This is a genomic window from Sphingomonas jejuensis, assembly GCF_011927695.1.
GTDB classification, from domain to species: domain Bacteria; phylum Pseudomonadota; class Alphaproteobacteria; order Sphingomonadales; family Sphingomonadaceae; genus Sphingomonas_K; species Sphingomonas_K jejuensis.
The window spans coordinates 34,326-45,144 of record NZ_JAATJE010000001.1 but is presented as its reverse complement, the minus strand read 5'-3'; the positions used below and the strand labels follow the sequence as shown (position 1 = coordinate 45,144).

General features: G+C 65.6%; 17 protein-coding genes. All 17 read right to left on the bottom strand.

Going from position 1 to position 10,819, the window contains the following annotated elements; genetic code table 11:
• Window positions 1-6 precede the first annotated feature (6 nt).
• The 17 genes from rpsN to fusA all read right to left on the bottom strand — a co-directional run bounded on the left by rpsN (window position 7) and on the right by fusA (window position 10,685).
• A complete protein-coding gene (gene rpsN, locus GGR88_RS00270; protein ID WP_167951837.1) occupies window positions 7-312 on the bottom strand; it encodes a 30S ribosomal protein S14 in 306 nt (101 codons plus the stop codon).
• Window positions 313-348: 36 nt separating this feature from the next.
• Entirely contained in the window at window positions 349-933 is a 585-nt protein-coding gene (gene rplE / locus GGR88_RS00265) for a 50S ribosomal protein L5 (RefSeq protein ID WP_167951828.1), read from the bottom strand.
• Complete coding sequence (rplX, locus tag GGR88_RS00260; RefSeq protein ID WP_425338475.1) at window positions 926-1,234, bottom strand: 50S ribosomal protein L24; 309 nt, start codon at window positions 1,232-1,234, stop codon at window positions 926-928. Before rplX ends, rplE begins: the two co-directional genes overlap by 8 nt.
• Window positions 1,235-1,251: 17 nt before the next feature.
• Entirely contained in the window at window positions 1,252-1,620 is a 369-nt protein-coding gene (rplN, locus tag GGR88_RS00255; RefSeq protein WP_167951824.1) for a 50S ribosomal protein L14, read from the bottom strand.
• Between the two features lie 68 nt (window positions 1,621-1,688).
• Window positions 1,689-1,964 (bottom strand): 30S ribosomal protein S17, encoded by a 276-nt coding sequence (rpsQ, locus tag GGR88_RS00250; RefSeq protein ID WP_167951822.1) that lies wholly within the window; start codon window positions 1,962-1,964, stop codon window positions 1,689-1,691.
• A 12-nt stretch (window positions 1,965-1,976) separates the two neighbouring features.
• Complete coding sequence (gene rpmC, locus GGR88_RS00245) at window positions 1,977-2,180, bottom strand: 50S ribosomal protein L29 (protein WP_167951820.1); 204 nt, start codon at window positions 2,178-2,180, stop codon at window positions 1,977-1,979.
• The gene (gene rplP, locus GGR88_RS00240; RefSeq protein ID WP_167951818.1) at window positions 2,180-2,614 is read right to left on the bottom strand and encodes a 50S ribosomal protein L16; all 435 of its coding nucleotides are present in this window, start codon (window positions 2,612-2,614) and stop codon (window positions 2,180-2,182) included. The genes rpmC and rplP overlap by 1 nt, the downstream gene beginning before the upstream one ends.
• Window positions 2,615-2,630: 16 nt before the next feature.
• Window positions 2,631-3,344, bottom strand: coding sequence for a 30S ribosomal protein S3 (gene rpsC, locus GGR88_RS00235; protein ID WP_167951816.1), 714 nt, complete (start codon window positions 3,342-3,344; stop codon window positions 2,631-2,633).
• Entirely contained in the window at window positions 3,344-3,721 is a 378-nt protein-coding gene (gene rplV, locus GGR88_RS00230; protein WP_167951814.1) for a 50S ribosomal protein L22, read from the bottom strand. The genes rpsC and rplV overlap by 1 nt, the downstream gene beginning before the upstream one ends.
• Entirely contained in the window at window positions 3,721-3,996 is a 276-nt protein-coding gene (gene rpsS, locus GGR88_RS00225; protein WP_167951805.1) for a 30S ribosomal protein S19, read from the bottom strand. Before rpsS ends, rplV begins: the two co-directional genes overlap by 1 nt.
• Window positions 3,996-4,844, bottom strand: coding sequence for a 50S ribosomal protein L2 (gene rplB / locus GGR88_RS00220; RefSeq protein ID WP_167951803.1), 849 nt, complete (start codon window positions 4,842-4,844; stop codon window positions 3,996-3,998). The genes rpsS and rplB overlap by 1 nt, the downstream gene beginning before the upstream one ends.
• A 4-nt stretch (window positions 4,845-4,848) precedes the next feature.
• Entirely contained in the window at window positions 4,849-5,166 is a 318-nt protein-coding gene (locus tag GGR88_RS00215) for a 50S ribosomal protein L23 (RefSeq protein ID WP_167951801.1), read from the bottom strand.
• Window positions 5,159-5,785: a 50S ribosomal protein L4 gene (rplD, locus tag GGR88_RS00210; RefSeq protein ID WP_167951799.1), complete on the bottom strand. Its 627-nt coding sequence runs from the start codon at window positions 5,783-5,785 to the stop codon at window positions 5,159-5,161. The genes GGR88_RS00215 and rplD overlap by 8 nt, the downstream gene beginning before the upstream one ends.
• A 5-nt stretch (window positions 5,786-5,790) precedes the next feature.
• Window positions 5,791-6,678 carry a 50S ribosomal protein L3 gene (rplC, locus tag GGR88_RS00205; RefSeq protein WP_167951797.1) on the bottom strand — a complete coding sequence of 296 codons (888 nt, stop codon included), beginning with the start codon at window positions 6,676-6,678 and terminating at the stop codon, window positions 5,791-5,793.
• A gap of 250 nt (window positions 6,679-6,928) precedes the next feature.
• Complete coding sequence (rpsJ, locus tag GGR88_RS00200) at window positions 6,929-7,240, bottom strand: 30S ribosomal protein S10 (RefSeq protein ID WP_167951787.1); 312 nt, start codon at window positions 7,238-7,240, stop codon at window positions 6,929-6,931.
• Window positions 7,241-7,347: 107 nt separating this feature from the next.
• Entirely contained in the window at window positions 7,348-8,541 is a 1,194-nt protein-coding gene (gene tuf / locus GGR88_RS00195; protein ID WP_167951785.1) for an elongation factor Tu, read from the bottom strand.
• Between the two features lie 71 nt (window positions 8,542-8,612).
• Window positions 8,613-10,685, bottom strand: a complete 2,073-nt coding sequence (gene fusA / locus GGR88_RS00190) for an elongation factor G (protein WP_167951779.1) — start codon at window positions 10,683-10,685, stop codon at window positions 8,613-8,615.
• Window positions 10,686-10,819 lie beyond the last annotated feature (134 nt).

Here is a 10,819-nt window from a genome sequence, read left to right as displayed (position 1 = left end):
CAGTCCTTACCAGCTCGACTTCGTCACACCCGGGATCAGGCCCTTGTTGGCCAGATCGCGCAGCTGGACGCGGCAGAGACGGAACTTGCGGTAATAGGCACGCGGGCGGCCCGTCAGCTCGCAGCGGTTGCGGATGCGCGTCGGATTGCCGTTGCGCGGCAGCTCCGCCATCTTCAGCCGCGCGATCAGCCGTTCGGTCTCGTCGAGCGAGGTGTCGCCCGCGATCGCCTTCAGCTTGGCGTACTTCGGCGCCGTGCGCTTCACCAGCGCCTTGCGACGCTCGTTCTTGTTGATGGAACTCAGTTTCGCCATGGACTTAAGCTCTCTTCTTTCGTCTTGCCGTTGCCGTCACGCCGCCTGCTTCTGCTGGTCGGCTTCGGGCTGCGGGAACGGGAAGCCGAACAAACGGAGGAGCTCGCGCGCCTCGTCGTCGGTCTTCGCCGAAGTGGTCACGATCACGTCCATGCCCCGCACCTTGTCGATGCGGTCATAGTTGATCTCGGGGAACACCAGCTGCTCCTTCAGGCCCATGGCATAATTGCCACGGCCGTCGAAGCTCTTGGGGTTGAGCCCGCGGAAGTCGCGGACGCGCGGAAGGGCGATGGTGATGAGGCGATCCAGGAACTCGTACATGCGCTCGCGACGCAGCGTCACCTTGACGCCGATCGGCATGCCCTCGCGCAGCTTGAACTGCGCGATCGACTTCTTGGCCTTGGTGATGACGGGCTTCTGACCCGCGATCAGCTCCATCTCGCCGGCGGCCTGCTCGACCTTCTTCTTGTCCTGCGTGGCCTCGCCAACGCCCATGTTCAGCACGATCTTCTCGATGCGCGGAACTTCCATGGCGTTCTTGTAGCCGAACTTCTCGGTCATCGCCTTGACGATGCGCTCGTCATACTGGCCCTTCAGGCGGGGCGTATAGCCGTCAGCCATTGATCGTCTCCCCGGTCTTCACGGCCACGCGGACCTTCTTGCCGTCCTTGGTCTCATAGCGGACGCGCGTCGGCTTCCCGTCGGCGGTCACGTGCGCGACCTTCGAGACGTGCAGCGGCGCTTCCGAACGCTTCAGGCCACCCTGCGGATCGGCCTGGGTCGGCTTGGCGTGACGGACGGCGACGTTGACGCCCCCGACGATGACCTTGCCGTCCTTCGGCATGGCCTGCGTCACGGTGCCGGTCTTGCCCTTGTCCTTGCCGGACAGGACGATGACCTGGTCGCCCTTCTTGATCTTCATCTTGACGGGAGCAGCCATCACAGCACCTCCGGCGCGAGCGAGATGATCTTCATGTGCTTGCGCGCGCGCAGCTCGCGAACCACCGGGCCGAAGATACGGGTGCCGATCGGCTCCTCGTTCTTGTTCACCAGCACCGCGGCATTGCCGTCGAAACGGATGGTGGAACCGTCCGCACGGTGGATGTCCTTGGCGGTACGCACGATCACCGCACGGTGAACGTCGCCCTTCTTCACGCGGCCACGCGGCGCCGCTTCCTTGACCGAGACGACGATGATGTCGCCAACGGTCGCGGTGCGCCGCTTGGAGCCACCCAGCACCTTGATGCACTGGACGCGCTTGGCGCCGCTGTTGTCGGCGACCTCAAGGTTGGACTGCATCTGGATCATCGATCCGCTTCCTTCTCATCTGGCACCGGATACCGACCCGATGCCGCCTTTATCGAGTGGCGAGGCGTTCAGGCCTCGACCGCGGCGGCCGTCCCCGGCGCCTTGTGGGTGTCGACCCGGTCGACAACGCGCCACGTCTTCAGCTTGGAGATCGGCGCGGTCTCTTCGATCCGGACCGTCTCGCCCTCGCGGAAGTCGTTCGCCTCGTCATGGGCATGATACTTCTTCGAACGGCGGATGATCTTGCCGTAGAGCGGGTGCTTCACCTTGCGCTCCACGCGGACCACCACCGTCTTGTCGGCCTTGTCGGACACCACGAGTCCGGTCAGCACGCGCTTCGGCATGTCGTCGTTTCCTTACTTGGCCGCCGAGCGCGAACGCTCGGCCTGCAGCGTCTTGATGCGCGCGACCTGGCGGCGCACCTCACGAACGCGGGCGGGCTTCTCCAGCTGGTTGGTCGCAGCCTGGAAGCGCAGGTTGAACGCCTCGCGCTTCAGGTTGCCCAGCTCCGTCGACAGCTCGTCGTCGCTCTTGACCTTCAGATCGTCGATCTTGGCCATTACTCGGCTCCCAGATGGCTGAAGTCGCCGAGACGGGCGACAACCTTGGTCTTGATCGGCAGCTTCATCGCCGCACGCTCGAACGCCTCGGCGGCCAGCTTGCCGTCGACGCCATCGAGCTCGAACAGGATCCGGCCCGGCTTCACGCGGGCGACCCAGAACTCCGGCGATCCCTTGCCGGAGCCCATTCGGACTTCGGCAGGCTTGGACGACACCGGCACGTCCGGGAAGATACGGATCCAGAGACGGCCCTGGCGCTTCATGTGGCGCGTGATCGCGCGGCGAGCCGCCTCGATCTGGCGGGCGGTGATCCGCTCCGGCTCCATCGCCTTCAGGCCATAGGCGCCGAAGTTGAGGTCGGTGCCACCCTTGGCATCGCCGTGGATGCGGCCCTTGTGGGCCTTGCGGAACTTGGTGCGCTTCGGTTGCAGCATTGTTCTGTCCTAACCCTTAGCGCCGACGATCGTCGTCGCGCGCCGGACGCACGCCGGAGGTCTGGGCCTCCAGCATCAGCCGGTCCTGCGCCGTCGGATCGTGACCCAGGATCTCACCCTTGAAGATCCAGACCTTGATGCCGCACACGCCATAGGCGGTGTGCGCCTCGGCCTCGCCATAGTCGACATGGGCGCGCAGCGTGTGGAGCGGCACGCGACCTTCGCGGTACCACTCGGTACGCGCGATCTCGGCGCCACCAAGGCGGCCGGCCGACGTGATCCGGATGCCTTCGGCACCCAGACGCAGCGCGGACTGCACCGCGCGCTTCATGGCGCGACGGAACGCGATGCGGCGCTCCAGCTGGTCGGCAACACCCTGCGCGACGAGCTTGGCGTCGATCTCGGGCTTCCTGATCTCGACGATGTTCAGCGACACGTCCGACGAGGTCATCGCCGAGAGCGTCTTGCGAAGCTTCTCGATGTCCGCGCCCTTCTTGCCGATGATCACGCCCGGGCGTGCGGCATAGACGGAGATGCGGCACAGCTTGGCCGGACGCTCGATCACCACCTTGGAGATCGCAGCCTGGGGCAGCGACTTCATGATGAACTTGCGGATCTTCAGATCCTCGAGCAGCAGGCGACCATAGTCATGGCCTTCCGCGAACCAGCGGCTGTCCCACGTGCGGTTGATCTGCAGGCGCAGACCGATCGGGTTGGATTTCTGACCCATTAGGCGTCTTCCTGCTCGGTCACGACGATGCGGACCCGGCTGAACGGCTTCACGATGCGCGTCGACTTGCCGCGGCCGCGCGTGGCGAACCGCTTCATCGAGATCGACTTGCCCACGCTCGCCTCGGTGACGACGAGCGCGTCGACGTCGAGATTGTGGTTGTTCTCCGCGTTGGCGATCGCCGAAGCGAGCACCTTGCGAACGTCAACCGCCATGCCCTTCGGCGAGAAGGCGAGGATGTTGAGCGCGTCGCCGGCCTTCTTGTTGCGGATCAGCGCCGCCACAAGGTTCAGCTTCTGCGCGGAGCCGCGGATGGTGTTGCCCACCGCCAGCGCCTGGTTGTCGCCCACGCGGCGCGGGGCTGCCTGCTTCGACATCAGCGCTTGCCCTTCTTGTCGGCGGCGTGGCCGGGAAAGAAGCGGGTGGGCGCGAACTCGCCCAGCTTCATGCCGACCATTTCCTCATTGACGGACACCGGCACGAACTTGCGACCATTGTAAACGTTGAACGTCAGGCCGACGAAGTCGGGCAGGATGGTGGAACGGCGCGACCAGGTCTTGATCGGAGCGCGCGCGTTGGTCTCGTTCGCGGTCTGCGCCTTGCGAAGAAGGCTCAGGTCGACGAACGGACCCTTCCAGACGGAGCGGGCCATTACTTCTTCCTCGCGTGGCGGCTGCGGATGATCATCTTGTCCGTCGCCTTGTTGTGGCGGGTGCGCGCACCCTTGGTCGGCTTGCCCCACGGGGTGACCGGGTGACGGCCGCCCGAGGTCCGGCCCTCACCACCGCCGTGCGGGTGGTCGACCGGGTTCTTGGCGACGCCGCGGGTCAGCGGGCGCTTGCCCATCCAGCGCGACCGGCCCGCCTTGGCGAGGTTCTGGTTCGCATTGTCGGGGTTCGACACCGCGCCCACCGTCGCCATGCAGTTGCCGTGGATATAGCGCTGCTCGCCCGAGTTCAGGCGAACGATCACCATGCCGCGGTCACGACCGACGACCTGCACATAGGTGCCGGCCGAACGGGCGATCTGACCGCCCTTGCCCGGCTTCATCTCCACGTTGTGGACGATGGTGCCGACCGGCATCTGGCCCAGCTCCATGGCGTTGCCCGGCTTCACGTCGGTGCGCTTGCCCGCGACGACCTTGTCGCCGACGGCCAGACGCTGCGGCGCGATGATGTAGACCAGGCGATCCTTGCCGTCCTCGCCCGCGCCGTAGTTCACGAGCGCGATGAAGGCGGTGCGGTTGGGGTCATATTCCAGCCGCTCGACGGTGCCCTCGACGTCCCACAGCCGACGCTTGAAATCGACGATGCGATAGCGCTGCTTGTGGCCGCCGGCGATGCCGCGCGACGTGACATGGCCCTTGTTGTTGCGACCGCCCGTCTTGCGCTTACCTTCGGTCAGCGCCTTGACCGGCTTGCCCTTCCACAGGGACGACTTGTCGACCAGGATCAGCCCGCGACGGGCCGGCGAGGTCGGGTTGTAGTGCTTGAGCGCCATCGCCTCAGATCCCCGTCGTCACGTCGATCTGCTGACCTTCGGCCAGCGTCACGATCGCCTTCTTCACGTCCGTGCGGGTGTAGGGACGACCCTTCCACCGCTTGGACTTGCCCTTCTGGACGAGCGTGTTGACGCCCGTCACCTGGACATCGAACAATGCCTCGACCGCCGCCTTGATCTGCGGCTTGGTGCTGTCGGCGCTGACCCGGAACACAACCGCATTGTGCTCGGACAGAAGCGTCGACTTCTCCGTTATGTGCGGACCGACGATCACGTCATAGTGACGCGTGTCGATCGCACCCTTTGCGTCGCGCTTAGCCATTGAACCGCGCCTCCAGCGTCTCGATCGCGGCGCGCGTCAGCACCAGCGTGTCGTGCCTCAGAATGTCATAGACGTTTGCGCCCATGGTCGGCAGCACGTTGACGCGAGCCAGGTTGCCCGCCGCGAAGGCGAAGCTCTGCTCAACGGTCGCGCCGTCGATCACCAGGGCCGAATTGCCGAAGGCCAGCGTCTTCAGCTGCTCGGCCAGCGCCTTGGTCTTGCCGCCGTCCACCGTTAGTGAGTCGAGCACGATCAGCTGACCGTCCTTCGCCTTCGACGACAGCGCCATCTTCAGGCCCAGCGCGCGAACCTTCTTGTTCAGCGACGGGTTGAAGTCGCGCAGGCGCGCACCGTGGGCCTTGCCACCGCCGATGAAGACGGGGGCGCGGCGATCGCCGTGACGGGCGGTGCCGCCGCCCTTCTGGCGACCGAACTTCTTGCCGGAGCGGGCGACATCGGCACGCTCACGGGTGGGACGCGCGGTGCCGCGGCGCTTTTCGAGCTGCCACGTCACGACCCGGTGCAGGATGTCCGCGCGCGGCTCCAGCCCGAAGATCGCATCGTTGAGCTCGATCTCGCCCGTCTCGGCTGCGCCGAGGCTCTGTACCTTGAGCTTCATGGGGCTCAGCCTTCCTTGCTCTCGTCGGTCGCCGTGTCGGGCGCCGCGCCATTGCTCTCGGCATTCTGCGGATCGTTGACGCCGGGCTCGTTCGCCTGCGCATCCGCCGCCTGCACGCCCGCCTCGACCTCGTCGGCACCGGGCAGCGGCGCGATCTCGTGGACCGCCGCGGCCTCGACCATGCCGGCAGGGGCTTCCTCGTGGACGATCTCGGCAATGCGCTCCTTGATGCCCGCCGGGTACGGCGCGTCGGCATGGCGCGCGACCTTCACCGCGTCCTTGACGATCAGCCAGGTGCCCTTGTGACCCGGAACGGAGCCCTTCACGAACAGCAGGCCGCGATCGATGTCGGTGCGCACGATCTCCAGGTTCTGCTGGGTGCGCTGACGATCACCCATGTGGCCGGCCATCTTCTTGTTCTTGAAGACGCGGCCCGGATCCTGGCGATTGCCGGTCGAACCATGCGAGCGGTGCGACACGGACACGCCGTGGGTCGCACGAAGACCACCGAAGCCCCAGCGCTTCATGGCGCCGGCAAAGCCCTTGCCCTGCGTGTGGCCCTGCACGTCGACCAGCTGGCCCGCCACGAAGTGAGCGGCGGACAACTCCGCGCCCACGTCGATCAGCGCATCGTCGGCAACGCGGAACTCGGCCAGCTGCGCCTTGGGCTCGACCTCGGCCTTGCCGAAGTGGCCGCGCTGCGGCTTCGTCAGATTCTTCGCCTTGGCGGTGCCGGCGCCGAGCTGAACGGCGACATAGCCGTCACGGTCCGCCTCGCGGCGCGCCACCACCTGGACATTGTCGAGCAGGAGGACGGTCACCGGAACGTGCCGGCCGTCTTCCTGAAACAGGCGGGTCATCCCCACCTTCTTCGCGATCACGCCTGTGCGCATGACCAAACTCCCTCACAGAGGCACGGGCGGTGGATCCGCCAGTGCGTGTCAGCCCGGAAATGTGAAGCGAGCCCCCGTCCCGGGCTGGTTGCCCCGAAAGGCAAGACGGGAGACGCTGTCCCGCCCGGCGGAACCGGACGGCGGTATCTCTGCTGTGTCATGTGCCCCCGCGAGCGGGGGCCCAATCCGCGCGTCGCCGAAGCGTTGCGCCTGCAGCGGGACCCGAAGGTCGACCGCGAAGGCCGGCTCCTTAAGCCAGCTTGATCTCGACGTCAACGCCCGCTGCGAGATCCAGCTTCATGAGCGCATCCACGGTCTGCGGCGTCGGCTGAACGATGTCCAGCATGCGCTTGTAGGTGCGCACCTCGAACTGCTCGCGCGACTTCTTGTCGATGTGCGGTCCACGGTTCACCGTGAACTTCTCGATGCGAGTCGGGAGCGGGATCGGTCCGCGGATCATGGCGCCGGTGCGGCGCGCGGTGTCGGCGATGTCGCCGGTGGCCTGGTCGAGCACGCGGTGATCGAATGCCTTCAGGCGAATACGGATATTCTGCGTTTCCATGTCCACTACCGATGCGAAAGAGCCGTGGGGCGATCAAACGCCCCTTCCATAAAAAGGGCGGGCCGACTCTCCCCTGAAGGAGAGCCGGCCCGCCGCTGGTCGCTATATTACTTGGTGATCTCGGCCACAACCCCCGCGCCGACGGTACGACCGCCCTCACGGATGGCGAAGCGGAGGCCCGGATCCATCGCGATCGGCGCGATGAGCTTGACCTTCAGCTGCACGTTGTCGCCCGGCATCACCATCTCGGTGCCCTCGGGAAGGATGACCTCGCCGGTGACGTCCGTGGTGCGGAAGTAGAACTGCGGGCGATAGTTGGCGAAGAACGGCGTGTGACGGCCACCCTCGTCCTTCGACAGCACGTAGACCTCCGAGGAGAACTCGGTGTGCGGCTTGATCGAGCCCGGCTTGCAGAGCACCTGGCCACGCTCGACCTCTTCACGGCCGACGCCGCGGATCAGCGCACCGATGTTGTCGCCGGCCTGGCCCTGGTCGAGCAGCTTGCGGAACATCTCGACGCCCGTGACGGTGGTCTTGCGGGTGTCCTTGATGCCGACGATCTCGACTTCCTCGCCGACCTTGACGATGCCGGTCTCGACACGGCCCGTCACCACGGTGCCGCGGCCCGAGATCGAGAACACGTCCTCGATCGGCATCAGGAAGGTCTTGTCGAGCGGACGCTCCGGCTGCGGAATCCAGTCATCAACCGCCTGCATCAGCTTCAGGATCGCCTGCTTGCCGATCTCGTCGTTCGAGTCCTCGAGCGCGGCCAGCGCCGAGCCGGCGATGATCGGAATGTTGTCGCCGTCGAAATCGCGCTTGGAGAGCTCCTCGCGGATCTCGAGCTCGACGAGCTCGAGCAGCTCGGGATCGTCGACCTGGTCGACCTTGTTCAGGAACACGACCATCGTCGGCACGCCGACCTGCTTGGCGAGCAGGATGTGCTCCTTGGTCTGCGGCATCGGGCCGTCAGCGGCCGACACCACCAGGATCGCGCCGTCCATCTGGGCGGCACCGGTGATCATGTTCTTCACATAGTCGGCGTGACCCGGGCAATCGACGTGCGCGTAGTGGCGGCCGTTCGTCTCGTACTCGACGTGCGCGGTCGAGATGGTGATGCCGCGCTCGCGCTCTTCCGGCGCCTTGTCGATGTTGGAGAAATCCACCGCGGCGTTGCCCGCGACTGCCTCGGCCAGCACCTTGGTGATCGCCGCGGTCAGCGACGTCTTGCCATGGTCGACGTGACCGATCGTGCCGATGTTGCAGTGCGGCTTGGTCCGCTCGAACTTCGCTTTCGCCATTGTCCTACCTTCTTCCGTCTGAATCAGGGCGCACCGCCCATCGGGGCGCGCTCATAGTTTGAAAAATCGGGTTACGCCAGCTTCGCCTTGACTTCGTCCGCCACGTTCTGCGGCACTTCTTCATAGTGCGAGAACTGCATGGTGTACTGCGCACGGCCCTGCGTGAAGGACCGCAGCTGGTTCACATAGCCGAACATGTTGGCCAGCGGTACCTGCGCCTCGACGACGGTGGCGTTGCCACGCGCGTCGGTGCCCTGGATCTGCCCGCGCCGCGAGTTGAGGTCGCCGATCACGTCGCCGAGATAATCCTCCGGCGTCACGACCTCGACCTTCATGATCGGCTCCAGCAGCTTGATGCCGGCCTTCTGGGCCGCCTCGCGCATGCCGCCGCGCCCGGTGATCTCGAACGCCAGCGCCGAAGAGTCGACGTCGTGGTAGGCGCCGTCGGTCAGCGTCGCCGTGAAGTCGATGATCGGGAAGCCGATCAGCGATCCGGTTGCCGCAACCTCGCGGATGCCCTTCTCCACGCTCGGGATGTACTCGCGCGGAATGTTGCCGCCCTTGACCTCGTCGACGAAGACGACGCCCTGGCCACGCTCGCCCGGCTCCACCGTGAACTTGATGCGACCGAACTGGCCGGAGCCGCCCGACTGCTTCTTGTGGGTGTAGTCGACGTCCACCTTCTTCGCGAGCGACTCGCGATAGGCGACCTGCGGCGCACCGACGTTCGCCTCGACCTTGAACTCGCGCTTCATGCGATCGACCAGGATCTCGAGGTGGAGCTCGCCCATCCCCTTGATGATGGTCTGGCCCGATTCGTGATCGGTCGACACGCGGAAGGACGGATCCTCGGCGGCCAGGCGCGACAGGGCGAGGCCCATCTTCTCCTGGTCGGCCTTGGTCTTCGGCTCCACCGACAGCTCGATCACCGGCTCCGGGAACTCCATGCGCTCCAGGATGATCGGCTTGGACGCGTCGCACAGCGTGTCGCCGGTCGTGGTCTCCTTAAGACCCGCGATGGCGACGATGTCGCCCGCGAACGCCTCGTCGATGTCCTCACGGCTGTTGGCATGCATCAGCAGCATGCGGCCGATCTTTTCCTTCTTGTCCTTCACGCTGTTCAGGTAGCTGCCCTTTTCGAGCTTGCCCGAATAGATGCGCGCGAAGGTCAGCGTGCCGACGAACGGGTCGTTCATGATCTTGAACGCCAGCGCGGACAGCGGGGCGTCGTCGGCCGGCGGTCGCGTGTCCTCGGTCTCGCCGTCCAGCTTCACGCCCTGCACGTCGGGGATGTCGAGCGGCGACGGCAGATAGTCGACCACCGCGTCCAGCAGCGGCTGCACGCCCTTGTTCTTGAAGGCAGAGCCGCACAGCACCGGCACGAACGAGAAGTTCAGCGTGCCCTTGCGGATCAGCTTCTTCAGGGTGGCCGTGTCGGGCTCGTTGCCCTCCAGATAAGCCTCCATGACATCGTCGTCCTGCTCGACCGCCATCTCGATCAGCTCGGCACGAGCGGTCGCGGCAGCATCCGCCAGGTCGTCGGGGATGTCGCGATATTCAAACTTCGCGCCCAGCGATTCCTCGAGCCATATGATGGCGCGGTTCTCGACCAGGTCCACCAGGCCCTTGAAGCCGCCCTCGATGCCGATCGGCAGGTACAGAACCGCCGGACGCGCGCCGAGGCGATCCTTGATCATGTCCACGCAGCGCTCGAACGAGGCACCGGTGCGGTCCAGCTTGTTGACGAAGCACATGCGCGGAACGCGGTACTTCTCGGCCTGGCGCCACACGGTCTCGGATTGCGGCTCCACGCCGGCCACGCCGTCGAAGCAGGCGACGGCGCCGTCAAGCACGCGCAGCGAACGCTCGACCTCGATGGTGAAGTCGACGTGCCCCGGGGTGTCGATGATGTTGATGCGGTGGTCGTTCCAGAAGCACGTGGTCGCAGCCGACGTGATCGTGATGCCGCGCTCCTGCTCCTGCTCCATCCAGTCCATGGTGGCGGTGCCCTCGTGGACCTCGCCGATCTTGTAAGACTTGCCGGTGTAATAGAGGATGCGCTCGGTCGTCGTCGTCTTGCCGGCGTCGATGTGCGCCATGATGCCGATGTTGCGATACTTCTCGAGCGGATGGCTGCGGGCCATGATGCGTCACTCCTGTGCCGGCATGTCCGGCGTGCTGAACTGGGTCGGGGCGGGTGCCCCATAACCGTTCGGGCTGAGCTTGTCGAAGCCCAGCCCTGCCTTCGGCCAAGAAGATCAGCCCGTCGACAAGCTCA